Genomic DNA, 18,399 nt, shown 5'->3' with positions numbered 1-18,399 from the left:
TTTTATGAAAGAAAACGTATATTTTAGGCAGTTGATAAGAATTGATAAACAATGCGAAGGCCTATTTCCATGAATAAATTGAAAAAGCGTATTTTTGCTTTACTTTGTATTGCACCTTTGAGTGCAGGCAACATACTGGTGAGTGAATTTTTAATTCCTCCGGTCTTCGCACAGACTGCCATTGTTACTACAGTCAATGGCAACCCTATCACAAGTTACGATATACAAAGGCGCGTTGCTTTTCTCAAATTGCAACAAAAGCAGGGCAATCTTGCTGCGCAAGCTAAAAATGAGCTTATCAATGAAGTCCTCAAAAATATCGAAATAAAGCGCCGTAATATTGAAGTGAGCAATCATGAAGTTGAGAGTGCTTTCGAGAACTTTGCAACGCAAAATAATATGACCATTGATCAACTCAACCAGATTCTGACTCAAAATGATATCACAGTACAACACTTTAAAGATTACATCCGTGGGCAAATAGGATGGGGCCGTCTTGTCAATGCGCGCTATCAAGCTGAAACAGGCATGATTACAGAACAAGAAGCTGTGCGAAGAATATTAAAAAATGGTGGTGTGAAGCCTTCAACCAATGAATATACACTGCAGCGAATTGTTTTTGTCATTCCTGCACATCGTCGTTCAGAAATCTTTGAAAGACGCCAGAGAGAAGCAAATAATTTTCGCGCACATTTTCAAGGATGTGCTAACGCTCAAAAACAAGCGAGTGGTCTCTTGGATGTTACCATTCGCAACTTAGGGAAGTTTCTCGAACCCCAGCTTCCCAACACGTGGGAACAGGCTATCCTTGCGACACCTGTCGGAAAAATGACCAAATTTCAGGAAACATCTGACGGAATTGAAGCAGTTGCTGTCTGCAAAATAAAAAGAGTTTCCGATGATTACGTAGCCCGACTAATATTTTCCATTCAAGATAATAAGCAAAAAAGCCCACACGAACTTGAAAAATTAAGCGAAAAATATTTAGACGAATTGCGGAAAGTCGCGCGTATTCAAAACTCATAATGGCTACACTTGTTGTTAGTGGTGGTGATCCTGCCGGTATTGGTCCTGAAATAGCACTCAAAGCGTGGAATTTACGTATTACGCGTCAAGTTCCACCTTTTGTTATGCTCGCTGATCCAGATGTTATCCGTTCGCGTGCTCATTTTTTTAAGATCGATGTTAAGGTAGAAACTGTTTCAACAAATAATCCTACCCAAAACTTCCAAACTGCTCTCCCTATCATACCGTTAAAAAACCGACAAAGCACTCAAATTGGCTTACCTTCACCCAATAATGCTGCTGGAATCATTGAAGCGATTAAACGTGGTGTCCGATTGATTGACAGTGGACATGCGTGTGCGCTCGTTACTTGTCCTATTGCAAAAAAAAACCTTTACGATGCTGGATTTAAATTTCCAGGTCATACAGAATTTTTAGCCGATTTAGCGCATAAAACTTCTAATAAATGCTATCATCCGGTTATGATGTTATCAGGACCTCGATTAAAAACAGTACCAATTACTGTTCATCTTCCCTTCAAGGAAGTTCCCACACAGCTTTCTCGTAATGTCATTATTCAAACAGCACTCATTACTGAACATGATTTAAGAACACGATTTAAAATAACTTCACCTCGTCTTGCTGTTGCTGGACTTAATCCTCACGCTGGAGAAGAAGGTGCAATGGGGAAAGAAGATATTGAAATTATCACTCCCGCTATTGAATATCTTAAAAAGAGAGGACTTAATATTGTAGGTCCATTGCCTGCTGATACAATGTTCCATGAATGTGCAAGAAAAACATATGATGTTGCTCTTTGTATGTATCATGATCAAGCCCTCATCCCTGTTAAGACATTAGACTTTGACACTACGGTCAATATTACTTTAGGACTACCTTTTATTCGTACTTCTCCAGATCATGGAACTGCTTTTGATATTGCTGATAAAGGAATTGCCTCTCCCGAAAGTTTTATTGCTGCCCTTAAACTCGCAAATCAACTTGCAGAAAATAGTTTGATACCATGCCAATAGATAATCTACCTCCTCTACGTGAGGTAATTGATATATATGGATTGCAAGCTCATAAATCCTTGGGCCAAAATTTTCTTTTTGATCTTAATTTAACATCTAAAATTGCTCGTCAAGCAGGAAATATAGAAGGAAAACCTGTTATTGAAGTGGGTCCAGGTCCTGGAGGTCTAACACGTGCCTTGCTTGCAAAAGGAGCTATTGTCACAGCAATAGAGCATGATGAGCGCTTTCTACCTGCTCTCTTAGAGATAGAAAAACACTATCCGCAAAAACTGAACCTTATTTGTAATGACGCATTAAAGCAAGATTTTTCGAAGCTTTTTGAAAAATCTTTAGAAAAACCACGCATTATTGCAAATCTTCCCTATAACATTGGAACACAACTTTTATTAAATTGGTTGTTGGCTGAACCATGGCCTCCTTTTTATGAATCCATGACATTAATGTTTCAACGAGAAGTTGCCAAACGTATTACAGCAAAACCTCAATCCACCCACTATGGACGCCTTAGTGTTTTAACAGGATGGCGTACCATTGCTAAAATTGCTTTTGATGTACCTCCTCAAGCCTTTATACCAGCACCCAAAATAATGTCTTCCGTTGTTCATATCATTCCACGAACACAACCTCTCACCTGTTCCGCACAAAAATTAAGCTTTGTTACAAAAACCGCTTTTGGACAAAGACGAAAAATGCTTCGTCAAAATCTTAAACCTCTCGGAGGTGAAATACTTTTAGAAAAAGCGGGAATTGATGGAACACGTCGCGCAGAAACGCTCTCAATTTCTGAATTTGTGACTTTAGCTAATTTACTGATCTAAAAAGCGTAACTTTTTCTCATTACTCTTTTTCAAAATAATGAGATCATTCATTAACCTTTTCAGCAATAAGCCCATCAATAAAAGATTCAAGAAAGGAGCATCGTTCGCGTTTTACTGTTTCTGCTAAATAAATCGATTTAATAAGAGACAGGGACTGATTTAAATCCTTGTTAATGACAACATAATCGTAAGAACGCCAATGCTGCATTTCCGTTCGTGCATTCCTCAATCGTAAATTAATAACATCTTGGCTATCTTCTGCTCGACGATGCAAACGCGAAATGAGCTCCTTCATTGATGGTGGAAGAATGAAAACAGATACGGTATCCTCTGGCATCTTTTTTTGAAGCTGTTCAGTGCCTTGATAATCAATATCGAATAACATATCTCGGCCAGCGCTCAATACGTTTTCAACACTTTCACGTAAAGTTCCGTAATAATTCCCGTGAACTTCTGCCCATTCAATAAATTCATCACCATCACGCTTGCGTTCAAACTCTTTCTTTGAAATGAAATGATAATGAAGACCATCTACCTCACTAGGACGCCTTTGCCGTGTTGTCATACTTATGGAGAGCTCTAATTGTCCATCTTTCAAAAGCAATTGAGAAAGGGTTGATTTACCAGCTCCTGAAGGTGAAGAGAGAATAAATAAAAAGCCACGGCGTTGACCTTTTTTTTTTTCCTTTAACTTATCCTCAAAGAATGTCATCACACTGCTCTACTTTTTCAACTGTTTTTCAAACTTCCATAATACGTTTTCTATAATCTTCAAAAGTTAATGTTTTGCCTTTAATGCACGCCATTTGCGGACATTTATATTATGTTCTTCTAAAGTTCTAGAAAAAACATGCCCTCCCGAACCATCAGCTACAAAATAGAGCACATCACTGCTGGGTGGATGTGCCACCGCTTTCAAAGAATCGCGACCTGGATTTGCAATCGCCGTTGGCGGCAAACCATCAATTTTATAAGTATTATATGGTGTTTCCTTCTCAAGATCTGAACGGTAAATTGCACGACCAGATGGCATTCCTTTTCCACCAAAGAGACCATAAATTACCGTTGGATCAGATTGAAGACGCATGTGTTTTGCAAGGCGATTATAAAAAACCGCTGCAACCTGCGGTCTTTCTGCTGCAATTCCTGTCTCTTTCTCAACAATCGATGCCAATATGACAAACTCATCAATAGATTTGATTGGTAAATCAGGTGAGCGTGTAGCCCATATAGCATGAATTAATTTTGTCTGTCCTTCACGCAATCTGTTTATGATTTCTTTACGTGTTGTTCCCCGAATAAAACGAACCGTATCCGTCATCAAACTGCCCTCTGGAGGCAAAACTTTTGGAAGATCCCCAATTAAAATTTCATGAGCAGCTAATCGATCAAAAACTTGTTGAACCGTCAAACCTTCTGGCACTGTAAACGTATATTCAATAGATTTTCCTCTCACAAGGATATCCATAATATCCCGCATCGAGGCATACGCTGGAATTAAATATTCACCAGCTTTAAGATGTGTCGTTTTTTGATGATAACCAACTCCATAAACAAAAACGTCAGATGAGCGAATAAGTCTACGTTTTTCAAGCAGTGAAGCAATTTCACGAATTCCTGTTCCCGGATAAATAAGAACAACTTGTTCTTCCCCCAACATCCCTTTTCCTTCAAAAATACTTTTTCCAATATAAAGAGGGATACTGATGCCTAAAATAACAATCACAAGCATCATGAGGAAAAAATGACCGAGAATGACCAACGGGTTGCGTACAATAAACGATTTCTTTCGTCTCTTCTGTGCCAACATATTATTATCTGTTAAATGATTCGATGAGGAATCATTTACGTCCTTGAATGGTTTTCCATTTTTCGCATCGGACACAATTATCAACCTCAACAATTTTTAAGTACTGTAACTTTTATTATAAAACTTTTATAAGTTTTATAATAAAATAGAACAATCAAAAACAGAAAAACAAATATAAAGTAATTATTACTTCTCAAAACGCCGCATGACTAAAGATGCATTCGTTCCGCCAAACCCAAAAGAATTAGAAAGAATCGTATCAATCTTTCGTTCACGTGGTTTATGTGGGACGAGGTCAATTTTCGTTTCAATGGATGGATTATCAAGATTAAGTGTTGCTGGAGCTATACTATCTCGTATAGCTAAAACACAAAAAATAGCTTCAGCAGCACCAGCTGCCCCAAGTAAGTGCCCCACTGATGACTTTGTTGATGACATCGATACCTTTGGCGAATAATGCCCTAAAACGCGTTCCACAGCTGCCAACTCTATGGTATCAGCCATCGTTGAAGTTCCGTGGGCATTAATATAATCAAGTTCGCTTACATCCACTTGTGCACGCCTAAGAGCAGCCATCATACTACGCTGCGCGCCTTCACCACTCTCTGAAGGGGCAGTAATATGATAAGCATCGCCAGATAAACCATAGCCAATAACCTCAGCATAAATACGTGCCCCCCGTTTTTTTGCATGTTCAAGCTCTTCTAAAACAACAATCGCAGCTCCTTCCCCCATCACAAAACCATCACGATCAATATCATAAGGACGTGATGCTCGTTCAGGATCATCATTGCGACAAGTAGAAAGAGCTCTACACGCAGAAAAACCAGCAAGAGAGATTCGATTTATCGGAGATTCAGTGCCCCCAGCCACCATTACATCTGCATCACCCAATGCAATCAAACGTGCTGCATCACCAATTGCATGTGCACCTGTCGAACAGGCTGTTACAACCGAATGATTAGGACCACGCAAACCATGCTTAATAGAGACATAACCAGAAGCAAGATTAATCAAACGTCCGGGAATAAAAAAAGGAGAAACACGCCTTGGCCCTTTATCACGAAGCGTATAACCAGCCTCGACAATACCTTCAATGCCACCAATACCCGAGCCAATTAATACACCTGTAGAAATCTGATCTTCATCACTTTTAGGAAACCACTCAGCATCTGAAAGTGCTTGGCCAGCAGCAGCCATTGCATAAACAATAAATGCATCAACCTTACGCTGTTCCTTGGGATCCATATACAAATCAGCATTATACGTACCATCTGTTCCATCCCCTAGGGGGATACGAGCAGCAATTTGGCATGGCAAATCAGACACATCAAATTCTGTAATGCGTCGAACACCACTTTTCCCTTCAAGAAGACGCTTCCAACTCCATTCGACATCACCAGCTAATGGAGATACCAATCCTAAACCAGTAACAACAACACGTCTCATAACCTCTAACCTTGAATTGAGATTCACCTCTCAAAGCTCTATTCCCCCAATAGCTCCCAAAAATAAAGGCAAAAGCGTGAAGTGCTTTTGCCTTTCAGGAATTACGCAGAAGCTTTATCGATAAACTTTACTGCATCACCAACTGTGAAAATCGTTTCAGCGGCCTCATCTGGGATTTCTACACCAAATTCTTCTTCAAAAGCCATAACGAGCTCAACCGTATCAAGGCTATCTGCTCCTAGATCATCGATAAAGCTCGCATTTTCTACTACCTTATCGGCATTAACTCCAAGATGCTCCACGATAATTTTCCTAACGCGCTCTACTGTATCACTCATGTTGAAATCCTCGAATTTATATTACTTTCCTATAATTTGGTTAACTATATCGCGTCATCTAATCAAGCAATAGATGCATTTACTCTCAAGATTTTAGCAACAATTTAAAACATCCTGTGGATATCCCCTACAAAATGAACCAATCTGACATTCCGACATAAATTGATTAACTGATTATATTAAGGAAACAGAATACATTTTTTCATTTTTTTGATACTACTAAAATAATAAAATTTATAAATCAATGTGAAAAAATACTTAAATCATTGCCATTCCACCATTGATGTGTAGTGTTTGACCTGTCACATACGCTGCTTCATCGCTTGCTAGATAAACAGCAGCAAAAGCTATTTCTTCTCCACTCCCCATACGCTTCATTGGAATTGCAGCCATAATAGTTTCCTTTTGCTTTTCATTAAGCTTATCAGTCATTGCTGACTTAATGAACCCTGGAGCAATACAATTGACCGTGATGTTTCGTGAAGCGATTTCTTGTGCCAATGCTTTCGAAAAACCTATCAAACCTGCCTTTGCAGCACAATAGTTCGTTTGTCCAGGATTTCCAACAACACCAACAATAGATGTTATGTTAATAATTCGTCCATAGCGACGTCGCATCATAGAATGTGTTAATTCACGTGTTAAAGTAGAAGCAGCTGTTAAATTGACCGCTAAAACATCATCCCAATCTTGATCCTGCATACGTATAAAAAGACCATCTCGGGTGATTCCTGCATTGTTCACGAGGATATCAACACCACCCATTTCTCTTTCGGCTGCTTCAGCCAATTGCTTAATAGATTTACGCTCAGAAAGATTAGCAGGAAATACAAAAACATCTTTCCCCAGATCTGTAGCCACTTCTTTAAGCTTGTCTTCACGTGTTCCATGAAGCCCAACAATGGCCCCTTGTGCATGAAAACAACGTGCTATTGCCTCACCAATCCCTCCCGATGCTCCCGTCACAAGAGCTTTACGACCTGTTAATTTAAACATTTTTTGACTCCTTATAGATTAAACGCCAAGCATCTGTAGTGCTGTCTCTATTTCCTCAGCCGTGCCAATTGTTAATGCCTTTACATCTTTATTAATACGACGCGTTAAACCTGTTAATACTTTTCCAGAACCAACTTCAAAAAGTGTATCAACACTATTCGCACTGATCCACTCTATCGTTTCACGCCATCTCACTCTCCCTGTTACTTGTTCAACAAGAAGCATAACAATACGCTCTGGATCACTTTCTGGTATAACAGAAACATTGGCAATGAGAGGAACAATAGGAGCCATCTTTTTAACAGCCAAAAGTGCTTTCTTCATGGCATCAGCAGCAGGCTGCATTAAGGATGAATGGAAAGGCGCCGAAACAGGAAGAAGAAGTGCACGTTTAGCACCTTTTTTTGACGCAAGCTCTACCGCTGCCTCAACCGCTTTCGCTCCACCTGAGATAACAATTTGCCCCCCCCCATTATCATTAGCAATCTGGCATACTCCTTTTCCAGAAACAATCTTACAAATTTCTTCTACATCTTGCTCATCCAATCCAATAAGTGCTGCCATAGAGCCATCACCAACAGCAACAGCAGCCTGCATGGCATTTCCACGAATACGTAAGAGCCTTGCTGTATCACGAAGACTAAATGTACCAGCAGCACAAAGCGCTGAATATTCTCCCAAAGAATGTCCTGCAACAAATTTTATCTTTGATTCTATATCAAGCCCCAATTGTTCCATCACACGAATAATAGCTATAGATACGCACATTAAGGCTGGTTGAGCATTTGCTGTTAACGTTAAAACATCTGCTGGCCCTTCAAAAATGATATTTGATAATTTCTCACCTAAAGCATCATCAACTTCTTCAAAAACCATCCGAGCTGCAACAAATTGCTCTGCAAGCGTTTTGCCCATACCAACAAGCTGACTTCCCTGCCCTGGAAAAATAAAAGCTGCCACCATTACCCGACTCCTAAATTATGCGGTTAAATTATTTGCCTTTGATCTTATTCATCATCACAAATCAAGATAAAGATCCTTATTTTGAACGGATATCTCTCTTAAAGTTATACTTTAATGGTGGAATTTGGTATAAAAACTTAGGAAAATACGGTGCCATAAACTGAATAACGCCCCAACTGATAAGGCAGCCTAAAATTGTACCTGCTAAAATATCAAAAGGATAATGTACACCAACGAAGATACGTCCCCAACAGACCAAACATAAAAACACTGCAGCAAACTTAGAAGCTGCTTTGTACCGATAAAAATAAAGACTTGCCATATAAGATGCAAGAGTCAAGGCATGATTACTCGGAAAAGAAGCGGTTGCACGATGCTTAATCAGTGGTGTTGTTAATCCTACAACAAACGGACGTGGATGAAAATAAATAAGAGAAATAAGATAACCTATGAAAAGAGCTGCACAAATGCTTACACAAATGCTTAGTGCTACACGTCTTTCTCTCTCTTCACCGAAAAACCACAACGCACAAAGATGTAATGGAATAATATAAATCAAAAACTTTGCACAAAAAATACTCCATAAAATCAAAACTGACCAAGATTGATGACTGCCAGCAAACATTTCAAAAAGTGCGACATCAATTCGGTTTAAAAAATCCATTCTTCTTTCTTTCATATTGATAGCTTGGCAACATCATCTCTTTTCTTTGTAAAAAGAGTGAAATCTATAAGAATATATCAAGATTCAATAAATTAATTTTTTTATATGCATAAACTTGCTATTTTTAAAGATAAGCTGTAAATGTCAAACTTTCGTTACCGGAACTTTGGCTGGAGGTTGAACGGAGGACTGGAAAGTAACCAGTAGGAAGCGCAATGTTTCCGACCTCCTGTGTCTCCGCTCTCGAATGTCTCGAATTGTAAACGCGTCCTTTCTTCTTTGGAATTCCAAAAAAGACAAGTCGCAGAGGCTTTGCGCTGAAGCCGGTAGAGTTTAATTGAAGAAAGGCAAAGCAATGGCTCTTTATGAACATATATTCCTTGCCCGACAGGACATTGCACCGCAACAAATTGATGAACTTTTGAATGTCTACAAAGGTGTCATTGAAGCGCACGGTGGAAGGGTTGGGCGTGTAGAAAATTGGGGGCTTCGTTCCCTCGCTTATCGTATTCGCAAAAATCGTAAAGCTTATTATGTACTGATTAACATCGACGCTCCAGCTGCAGCAATTGCTGAAGTTGAACGCCAAATGCGCATTAATGAAGATATTTTGCGTTATATGACCATTCGCGTAGAAAAACATGAAAAAGAGAAGTCTGCTATGCTCTCACGCATTGATCGTAATAGTCATGATGAAGAACGTCCGCGCTCTGTGCGCCGTCAACGTGAAGATGTCATGGAAGGAGTAGAATGATGAGTGATATGAATCAAACTGCAACACGCCGTCCTTTTCATCGTCGTCGCAAGACATGTCCTTTTTCAGGTGCTAATGCCCCCAGAATTGATTACAAAGATATCAAATTATTGCAGCGCTATATTTCGGAACGTGGGAAAATCGTTCCTTCAAGGATTACAGCCGTCAGTCAAAAAAAACAGCGCGAATTGGCTAATGCCATCAAACGTGCTCGTTTTCTAGGTTTGCTTCCATACGTTATAAGGTAAGTTATCAGTAAACTTTGCAGCTGGGGAATTTCCCCAGTCGCTTTTCTTATATGCTTCAGAAAAATAACTGATTGCTAGCTATACAGATAAATATTAAAAGTTGAGGCATTGGGATGCCCCTAACTGCAATTAAGGCAGGACAGCGATAAATGAAAAATGTTCGTTTTTACAAGATGACAACCGGTGTTTTAGCTGGCCTGTTTTCTGTTGTCATAGGAATGGCAATTATTAGCGTCGCGAATATCGCACCCTATTTTTCTTTTCTTCTTGGTTGCTTTCTTTCATTCCCAATTTTTATTGTTGCATTTGGACAAGGAACATTAGCTAGCCTTATCGCTCTTATAAGTGCTACTGTTGTTCTTGTCATAACTACTAATATCTATACTGCTCTTGGCTTTATGCTCTTGTTTTTCCTTCCTGCTGTTTATGCTTCTTGGCTTCTTGGACTTGCACGACCAGTGCAAAAAGAAAATTCACTGATATGGTATCCATTATCATCGGTTATTTTTCATTTAACCAATTTTATCGCTCTTATAGCAACCTTCATCGGACTCTATGTCCAAACCCGTCCATCCACACCCTTCATTGCAAAAAAAGTTACTGAAAATATCGTACAAGCTATGCAAAAGGCGCAGTCACTAAAAGAAGCTGATATACTCGCTTTTAGTGAGCTTTTAACAACCCATGCTGCAACTTTTACAGCTATTGCTCTGACAATTTATAGCTTGATTTTTCTTATTGGTAATCTTTATTTTTCGATGATAACAGCTCAACATATGAAGTGGCTGAAAAGACCTCGTGATGAATGGAGTAAAACTCTTCGTTTTCCTCTTTCTGGAATTATTATTTTCATTTTTATTTGCATAGCATCTATGATTGAATTGAGCGCTCCTGTTGATTTGGGCACGCGTACTTTTAGCTCTGCATATACTGTCGTCATATCAATCAGTGGACTAGCATACCTTCACAATATTACAAAAGGGATCAATGGTCGCGCTATTATACTCTCTCTTGTTTATATTGCTATTTTAACCGTCGTTTTTGCTCCACCTATTTCTTTCATGATGCTTTTAATGGGTATTTGGGCAGCTATTCAATACAATTTTCAATCACGCAAAAAACTTTACTAAATTTATTTGTTCGAAAGGAAAAACTATGGATATTATTCTACTTGAGCGTATTCCTCGTCTTGGTCAAATGGGTGATATTGTCTCGGTTAAAGATGGTTATGCACGTAACTTCCTCTTACCTCAAGGCAAAGCCTTACGCGCTAATGAAGCGAATAAAAGACATTTTGAAATACAACGTGCACAACTCGAAGCGCGTAATCTTGAACGCAAAAGCGAAGCACAAAAAATTGCTGAAAAACTTGATGGTCAATCGTTTATTGCTGTTCGTTCAGCTGGTGAAACGGGGCAACTTTATGGATCTGTATCAACACGTGATATTTCTGAAATCATAACAAATGAAGGATTCTCTATTGGACGCAATCAGATTGAGTTGAATCATCCAATAAAAACGATCGGTCTTCATACCATCACACTGAGCTTACACCCTGAAGTTCAAATTTCTGTGATCATTAATGTTGCACGTTCAGCCAGTGAAGCACAACGCCAAGCAGAAGGTGAAACTCTAACCTCTGCTGAAGCAATCTATGATATTCAAAAAGAATCATTAGAAGAAAATCAGGAAGAACCATCAACAGAAGGAATGAACGATAATGATGCAAACAATACTAACGAAGAAGCTTAACGGCCGTTTTTACTATCCGTCTTACATTTTTTCTTTTTCCGTCGTTTAATAACATTGATATGTTATAGGGCCTTTAGCCTAAAAGGCTAAAGGCCTTGTTGTGTTGTCGTAAAAACTGAATTCTTATGGAAAAGACCGTCTTCAGCGTAGTGTGTAGAGAAAATCACACACTTTATAAAACACAGTCAGAAAAAACATTGCCATATGTTGTTTTATTAAAATAAAAGCAACTTTTTAAGCCTCTGCTTTTTAAAAAGAGTGCACTTCGCATAAAGGGGGGAATTGGTTATATTGCCCATCTCATTTGAAATAATTCAAACATAAAGAAAAGTAATTTTACTTATAGCAGCATTAAAACTTTAGCAGCCCATAATATCAAAAATACTGCAGATAGTGCTTTGTACTTTTTAAAATACAAAAAGTGTAATTTGGAAAATTTTTGTATTTAAAATAAAATTAAAGGAATAGATTGTATATAAACTATACACAGATGATAAACTAGAAATTAAAGAGAACCTAAAAAATTAAAAATATGATTTTAACTTAAAATGAAGATTTGGTCCTCTACCCTTTTTATGTACAATGCTCGATCGATTTTCTAAAGTAGCTAAACGCAAAATTTTAGTGGAAAAAACTGTTATGGAAGAAACAAGCGTCGTTAATTTTAGCTCTTCACAAAAAGAAGATTCCCCTTCTTTCCAGCAACTTCCGCATAATATTGAAGCTGAACAAGCATTGCTTGGAGCACTCCTCATCAACAATGATGCTCATGATCGTGTTGCAGATTTTCTGAAACCAGATCATTTTTTTGAACCCTTACATCAAAAAATCTACGCTGTTTTGTCTCACCTTATTGAAAAAGGAAAAGTTGCAGATCCAGTGACCATCAAGCCCTTTATTCCAGCTGATGAAAAAATTGGAGATATCAATGTATACACTTATGTCGTTCGTTTAGCAAAAGAAGCTGTGACAATTATTAATACCGAAGATTATGGACGAGTCATCTATGATCTTTTTATCCGACGGTCCTTAATTAATCTTGGAACTCAAGTTGTTAATACAGCCTTTGATGCTCCCGTAGAGCTTACGCCATCCAAACAAATTGAAACTGTTGAACAACATTTATTTGAATTGGCAGAAAAAGGAAAATATGGGGGAGGATTTGAGAATTTTAATGAAGCTGTCAAAAAAGCTATCGACATGGCAAGTGCTGCTAAAAAGCGCTCCTCACAGTTATCAGGGATAGCTACACATATCAAAACACTTGATGAAAAAATGGGAGGATTACAAGCATCTGACCTCATTATCCTTGCTGGACGCCCTGGTATGGGGAAAACTTCACTTGCTACCAATATTGCTTTTAATATTGCCAATGCTTGGAATCGTGATTCTAAAACACAAGAAAATGAGGGAGGCATTGTTGGTTTCTTCTCGCTGGAAATGTCATCAGAACAGCTTGCAACCCGTATTATTTCCGAACAAACAGAGGTTTCTTCTTCCGATATCCGAAGAGGGAATATTTCAGAAGAACAATTTTCTAAAATCATCCGTGCAATGAATCACTTACAAAAAGCTCCGCTTTATATAGATCAGACTGGTGGTATATCAATCACACAACTGGCTGCCCGTGCACGTCGTCTCAAGAGGCAACATGGTTTGGATGTTTTGATCATTGATTATATCCAGCTCATGACAAGCAATTCAAGGCGTTCATCTGAAAATCGTGTTCAAGAGATTACAGAAATTACCACAGGACTAAAAGCATTAGCAAAAGAACTGAATATTCCCATCATTGCTCTCTCACAGCTTTCGCGCCAGGTCGAAAATCGAACAGATAAACGCCCACAACTTTCAGATTTACGTGAATCTGGTTCTATTGAGCAAGATGCCGACATCGTGCTTTTTGTCTATCGTGAAGAATATTATCTCAAAAATGAAGAACCAAAGATAGGCACTCTTGAATATGAAAAGTGGCAAAATACAATGGACAAAGCTTTTGGGAAAGCTGACGTTATTGTTGCAAAACAACGCCATGGACCAACAGGAACTGTTCATCTTGCCTTTCAGTCTGATTTCACACGTTTTAGCGATCTAGCAGACAGTGATTATCTTCCAGAACAAATTGGGTAAATCACATGGCACGCAGCCGCATTCAGTTTATCTGCCAAAATTGTGGAACCATCCATTCACGTTGGGCTGGAAAATGTAATTCTTGTGGAGAATGGAACTCCCTTATCGAAGAAAATGAAAATAGTGGCATTGGCGGTGGCCCTACGCAAAATATCCGTAAGGGGCGTATTGTCGCTCTAACGTCTCTTTCTGGAGATCTTAAAGATGCTCCACGTATCCATTCTGGCATTGCTGAGCTTGATCGTGTTACCGGTGGCGGCTTTGTCCGTGGATCAGCGCTCCTTGTTGGTGGAGACCCAGGAATTGGAAAATCAACATTGTTGACACAAACAGCAGCTGCTTTATCGCGAAAAGGACATAATGTTATCTATGTTTCAGGCGAAGAAGCAGTTGCACAAATCTGTTTACGTGCTCAAAGGCTTGATGCAGCCAATACAGAGGTAAAACTCGCTGCTGAAACAAATGTTGAAGATATTCTTGCCACCTTAAATGAGCATAAAAACCTTGATCTGGTTATTATTGATTCCATTCAAACCCTATGGTCAGATACTGCCGATTCATCACCAGGAACTGTCACACAAGTGCGCATCGGGGCTCAAGCAATGATCCGTTTTGCAAAAAAAACAGGAGCAGCTGTCGTTCTTGTCGGACATGTTACCAAAGATGGACAAATTGCTGGTCCCCGTGTTGTTGAACATATGGTTGATGCTGTTCTTTATTTTGAAGGTGAAGGCGGACATCATTATCGAATCCTTAGAACTGTAAAAAACCGCTTCGGACCAACTGATGAAATTGGTGTTTTTGAAATGTCTGATAAGGGATTAAGAGAAGTTATTAATCCATCCGAACTTTTTTTAGGTGAACGAAATGAAAAAGCACCAGGTGCGGCTGTTTTTGCAGGAATGGAAGGAACACGCCCCATATTAGTAGAAATTCAAGCGCTTGTTGCTCCCTCTTCCCTTGGAACACCACGACGAGCTGTTGTGGGATGGGATGGAAATCGCCTTTCAATGATTCTTGCTGTTCTAGAGGCTCATTGCGGTGTTCGCTTTGGACAACATGATGTCTATCTTAACGTTGCAGGTGGATATCGCATAACAGAGCCAGCAGCTGATTTAGCCGTTGCAGCAGCTTTGGTTTCTTCTCTCGCAAACATTCCTCTTCCAACGGATTATGTCTATTTTGGTGAAATTAGCCTTTCAGGAGCTACTCGCGCTGTTGCACATTCAGCACAACGCATCAATGAAGCAAAAAAACTTGGCTTTCAAGGCGCTTTTCAACCTATTACAACAAATGAAATGATGAAAACGCTCAATTTTCAACAAAAAACATTCTCTGACCTGCCTGAACTGGTTGCCGCTATTACTACTGGTAGAAAACTTCCGGCACCACACGCGTGATAATATAGAAAAAACTCTACAAAATATAAAAGATCCCTGCTATAAGAATAAAAATGGCATAACTAGAAATGTATGTATACTCATTTAAAAAAAACACAAATTTATGTATAAGGAACAAACAAATGATCATAACAGTCCTTGATGGAATTGTCGTAGCAATCATCCTGTTGTCCGCTTTTCTCGCTATGCTCCGAGGGTTTTCACGCGAGGTGCTATCATTGGTTTCTTGGGCAATAGCAGCTGTTGCTACACTGTTTTTATTCAAACCTTTCTTGCCCTTCTTTGAGCAATATCTTTCTAATAAAATGATTGCATTGATCACAACATTGGTCACGATTTTTATTGTTGTTCTTATTATTACTTCAATCATTACAATGAAAATCTCTGATTTTATTATTGATAGTCGAATTGGTATCCTTGACCGCACTATCGGTTTTGTTTTTGGAGCACTCCGAGGATTATTCATCATGGTCATTGGCATGCTCCTTATTAATGCGCTTATTAAACCTGAAAACCAAGCTAACTGGTTAAAAAATGCAACAACAAAACCTATCTTAGATTCATGGGGACAAAAAGTTTTAAAAATACTTCCTAAAAATCTCGATATTGTCCTCGAAAAAGCAGAAAAAATGTTTAAAAAAGACGATGCGCATACACAGGATAACCATTCTCATGAAAAAGCAATTCGATAAAATGGGGAATAATTTGTTATGGGAAAAAAATCACAATAACATATGAAGGATGAATAATCATTCTTCATATTACAACTGAAAGAATATGATGACAAAAAGCGACATTTCCTGTCAGAATTTTTCATTGGATGATGATACTCTTCATGAAGAATGTGGAGTTTTTGGTATTCTTGGTCATGAAGATGCAGCAACATTAACAGCTCTCGGGCTCCATGCTCTTCAACATCGTGGGCAAGAAGCGGCTGGAATTGTTTCTTACCATAATAAAATGTTTCATCAAGAAAAGCATCTAGGTCTTGTGGGTGATCACTATACAAACCCCGCAACGCTTGCCCGTTTACCAGGTAATCGTGCTATTGGACACACCCGTTACTCAACAACTGGAGAAATAGCATTACGAAACGTTCAGCCTCTTTTTGCCGAATTAAAAGCTGGAGGTATTGCTATTGCCCATAATGGCAATCTTACGAATGGTCTTACACTACGCCGCGAACTCATTGCTTCAGGTGCTATTTGTCAATCAACATCAGATTCAGAGGTTTTTCTTCATCTTATTGCCCGTTCACGTTATGAATCGTCATCTGATCGTTTTGTTGATGCTATTCGGAAAGTAGAAGGTGGATATGCCATGTTGGCACTCACTCGCACAAAGCTTATTGCTGCACGCGATCCAACAGGGATTCGACCTCTTGTAATGGGTGAACTTGATGGTAAACCAATCTTTTGTTCCGAAACCTGTGCCCTTGATATCATTGGAGCAAAATATGTTCGCGATGTCAAAAATGGAGAGATTATCATATGTGAAATACAAAAAAATGGGGAAATTACTAAAAAAATTATAGAATCAGAAAATCAAAAACCAGAAAAACTTTGCCTGTTTGAATATGTCTACTTTGCGCGTCCTGATTCAATTGTTGGAGGACGTAATGTTTATACGGTACGTAAAAATATGGGAATCCGTTTAGCGCAGGAAGCCCCCTGTGAAGGTGATGTTGTGGTTCCCGTTCCTGACGGAGGAACACCTGCTGCTATCGGCTATGCACAAGAAATTGGAATTCCCTTTGAGCTTGGTATTATTCGTAATCACTATGTTGGTCGCACTTTTATCGAGCCAACACAACAAATTCGTGCTTTTGGAGTTAAATTAAAACATTCTGCAAATCGTTCTGTCATCAAAGGAAAACGTGTCATTTTGGTTGATGACTCCATTGTGCGTGGCACAACATCTCTCAAAATTGTGCGTATGCTCCGTGATGCAGGCGCAAAAGAAGTTCATATGCGCGTTTCGAGCCCTATGATTTTTTATCCCGATTTTTATGGCATTGATACACCTGAAGTTGAAAGCTTGTTGGCTAACCAATATCCAGACTTAAAATCAATGTGCAATTTTGTTGGAGCTGACTCATTAGAATTTCTTTCAACGGATGGTCTCTATCTTGCTGTAGCAGGGGAAAAACGAAATAATGCTGATCCACAATTTACTGACCATTATTTTACCGGACAGTATCCTACACATCTGGTTGATCAAGAAAGTATCCCTAAAATTCATCAATCCTCTGTTCTTAAAACAAGAGATTAATGATGGCACAATTTGATTTTAGTCTCTCTGGTCGTGTTGCACTTGTTACCGGTGCCTCAAAGGGTATTGGCTACCATTTAGCGTTAGAGCTCGCAGAACGCGGTGCTCACATTATCGCCCTTGCACGAACAGTGAGTGGTCTTACTGAACTTGACAACAAAATCCGAGAAAAAGGTGCATGTGCAACACTCGTCCCACTTGATTTACATCATATGGAAAACATTGATACTCTGAGTGCTTCAATTGCTAAACGCTGGAAAAAACTTGATATTATGGTTGCAAACGCAGGAATTCTTGGAACACTCTCACCAGTAGCTCATATAGAAAATACGGTATTTGAAGATGTTTTTCAAATAAACTTCATCAGCCAATGGCGCTTAATGAAAGCCGTTGAACCTTTATTGCGTAAATCTGATGCTGGACGAGCAATTCTATTATCCTCAAGTGTTGCTCATGTTGCACGTGCTTTCTGGGGACCTTATGCAGCCTCTAAAGCTGCTTTAGAAATTATTGCTCGCTGCTGGGCAGAAGAACTTAAACAAACCCCTATAAAGATTAATTGTGTTGATCCCGGTGCAACACGCACTGCTATGCGCGCGCAAGCCATGCCTGGTGAAGATCCTCAAACACTCCCTACACCACAAGAAGTCGCAGCAAAGATAGCGCATTTATCCTCACCTGATTTAAAAGAAACAGGAAAACTCTTTAATGTCCGTAAAAATCGGTTTATGGATTATCATGTACCTGACTGATTGTAGAATAAA

19 protein-coding genes are annotated in these 18,399 nt (G+C 39.1%); 12 read left to right on the top strand and 7 right to left on the bottom strand.

What is annotated here, in order from left to right; genetic code table 11:
• Positions 1–69 precede the first annotated feature (69 nt).
• Genes ME1_RS06655 through rsmA form a run of 3 tightly spaced genes read left to right on the top strand, consistent with a single transcriptional unit; the run spans position 70 to position 2,860 of the window.
• Positions 70–1,026: a SurA N-terminal domain-containing protein gene (locus ME1_RS06655; protein WP_004864830.1), complete on the top strand. Its 957-nt coding sequence runs from the start codon at positions 70–72 to the stop codon at positions 1,024–1,026.
• Complete coding sequence (gene pdxA / locus ME1_RS06650; RefSeq protein WP_004864828.1) at positions 1,026–2,039, top strand: 4-hydroxythreonine-4-phosphate dehydrogenase PdxA; 1,014 nt, start codon at positions 1,026–1,028, stop codon at positions 2,037–2,039. Before ME1_RS06655 ends, pdxA begins: the two co-directional genes overlap by 1 nt.
• Positions 2,030–2,860 (top strand): 16S rRNA (adenine(1518)-N(6)/adenine(1519)-N(6))-dimethyltransferase RsmA, encoded by an 831-nt coding sequence (gene rsmA, locus ME1_RS06645; RefSeq protein WP_004864827.1) that lies wholly within the window; start codon positions 2,030–2,032, stop codon positions 2,858–2,860. The genes pdxA and rsmA overlap by 10 nt, the downstream gene beginning before the upstream one ends.
• A gap of 43 nt (positions 2,861–2,903) precedes the next feature.
• Here the strand turns inward: rsmA and gmk are convergent, their stop codons facing one another.
• From gmk to ME1_RS06610, 7 genes are all read right to left on the bottom strand, one after another.
• Entirely contained in the window at positions 2,904–3,572 is a 669-nt protein-coding gene (gene gmk / locus ME1_RS06640) for a guanylate kinase (RefSeq protein ID WP_004864825.1), read from the bottom strand.
• Between the two features lie 66 nt (positions 3,573–3,638).
• Positions 3,639–4,745 carry an endolytic transglycosylase MltG gene (gene mltG, locus ME1_RS06635; RefSeq protein WP_004864823.1) on the bottom strand — a complete coding sequence of 369 codons (1,107 nt, stop codon included), beginning with the start codon at positions 4,743–4,745 and terminating at the stop codon, positions 3,639–3,641.
• A gap of 111 nt (positions 4,746–4,856) precedes the next feature.
• Positions 4,857–6,119: a beta-ketoacyl-ACP synthase II gene (gene fabF, locus ME1_RS06630; RefSeq protein WP_004864821.1), complete on the bottom strand. Its 1,263-nt coding sequence runs from the start codon at positions 6,117–6,119 to the stop codon at positions 4,857–4,859.
• Between the two features lie 101 nt (positions 6,120–6,220).
• Positions 6,221–6,457, bottom strand: a complete 237-nt coding sequence (locus ME1_RS06625; protein ID WP_004864818.1) for an acyl carrier protein — start codon at positions 6,455–6,457, stop codon at positions 6,221–6,223.
• Between the two features lie 258 nt (positions 6,458–6,715).
• Positions 6,716–7,453, bottom strand: coding sequence for a 3-oxoacyl-[acyl-carrier-protein] reductase (fabG, locus tag ME1_RS06620; RefSeq protein ID WP_004864816.1), 738 nt, complete (start codon positions 7,451–7,453; stop codon positions 6,716–6,718).
• Between the two features lie 18 nt (positions 7,454–7,471).
• Positions 7,472–8,416, bottom strand: a complete 945-nt coding sequence (gene fabD / locus ME1_RS06615) for an ACP S-malonyltransferase (RefSeq protein WP_004864814.1) — start codon at positions 8,414–8,416, stop codon at positions 7,472–7,474.
• Positions 8,417–8,492: 76 nt separating this feature from the next.
• Positions 8,493–9,080, bottom strand: a complete 588-nt coding sequence (locus tag ME1_RS06610; protein ID WP_035008889.1) for an undecaprenyl-diphosphatase — start codon at positions 9,078–9,080, stop codon at positions 8,493–8,495.
• A gap of 355 nt (positions 9,081–9,435) precedes the next feature.
• Here ME1_RS06610 and rpsF point away from each other — a divergent pair, with 355 nt between their 5' ends.
• The 9 genes from rpsF to ME1_RS06565 all read left to right on the top strand — a co-directional run bounded on the left by rpsF (position 9,436) and on the right by ME1_RS06565 (position 18,387).
• Positions 9,436–9,834, top strand: coding sequence for a 30S ribosomal protein S6 (rpsF, locus tag ME1_RS06605; protein ID WP_004864810.1), 399 nt, complete (start codon positions 9,436–9,438; stop codon positions 9,832–9,834).
• Positions 9,834–10,082 (top strand): 30S ribosomal protein S18, encoded by a 249-nt coding sequence (gene rpsR / locus ME1_RS06600; RefSeq protein ID WP_004864808.1) that lies wholly within the window; start codon positions 9,834–9,836, stop codon positions 10,080–10,082. Before rpsF ends, rpsR begins: the two co-directional genes overlap by 1 nt.
• 149 nt (positions 10,083–10,231) lie before the next feature.
• On the top strand, positions 10,232–11,212 hold the full coding sequence (locus tag ME1_RS06595) for a hypothetical protein (protein ID WP_004864806.1): 981 nt from the start codon (positions 10,232–10,234) through the stop codon (positions 11,210–11,212).
• A gap of 25 nt (positions 11,213–11,237) precedes the next feature.
• Positions 11,238–11,834, top strand: coding sequence for a 50S ribosomal protein L9 (gene rplI, locus ME1_RS06590; protein WP_004864805.1), 597 nt, complete (start codon positions 11,238–11,240; stop codon positions 11,832–11,834).
• A 639-nt stretch (positions 11,835–12,473) separates the two neighbouring features.
• Positions 12,474–13,964: a replicative DNA helicase gene (locus tag ME1_RS06585; protein ID WP_035008932.1), complete on the top strand. Its 1,491-nt coding sequence runs from the start codon at positions 12,474–12,476 to the stop codon at positions 13,962–13,964.
• 5 nt (positions 13,965–13,969) lie between these two features.
• A complete protein-coding gene (gene radA, locus ME1_RS06580) occupies positions 13,970–15,364 on the top strand; it encodes a DNA repair protein RadA (protein WP_004864802.1) in 1,395 nt (464 codons plus the stop codon).
• Between the two features lie 122 nt (positions 15,365–15,486).
• Positions 15,487–16,056, top strand: a complete 570-nt coding sequence (locus ME1_RS06575; protein WP_004864800.1) for a CvpA family protein — start codon at positions 15,487–15,489, stop codon at positions 16,054–16,056.
• Positions 16,057–16,141: 85 nt separating this feature from the next.
• Positions 16,142–17,635 (top strand): amidophosphoribosyltransferase, encoded by a 1,494-nt coding sequence (gene purF, locus ME1_RS06570; RefSeq protein ID WP_004864798.1) that lies wholly within the window; start codon positions 16,142–16,144, stop codon positions 17,633–17,635.
• Positions 17,636–17,637: 2 nt separating this feature from the next.
• Positions 17,638–18,387, top strand: coding sequence for an SDR family NAD(P)-dependent oxidoreductase (locus tag ME1_RS06565; protein ID WP_004864797.1), 750 nt, complete (start codon positions 17,638–17,640; stop codon positions 18,385–18,387).
• Positions 18,388–18,399 lie beyond the last annotated feature (12 nt).

The sequence above is a fragment of the Bartonella vinsonii subsp. arupensis OK-94-513 genome, assembly GCF_000278235.1.
GTDB classification, from domain to species: Bacteria; Pseudomonadota; Alphaproteobacteria; order Rhizobiales; family Rhizobiaceae; genus Bartonella; species Bartonella arupensis.
Note: the sequence above shows the minus strand (reverse complement) of the source record. Positions and strands in the feature narration are given on the sequence as shown.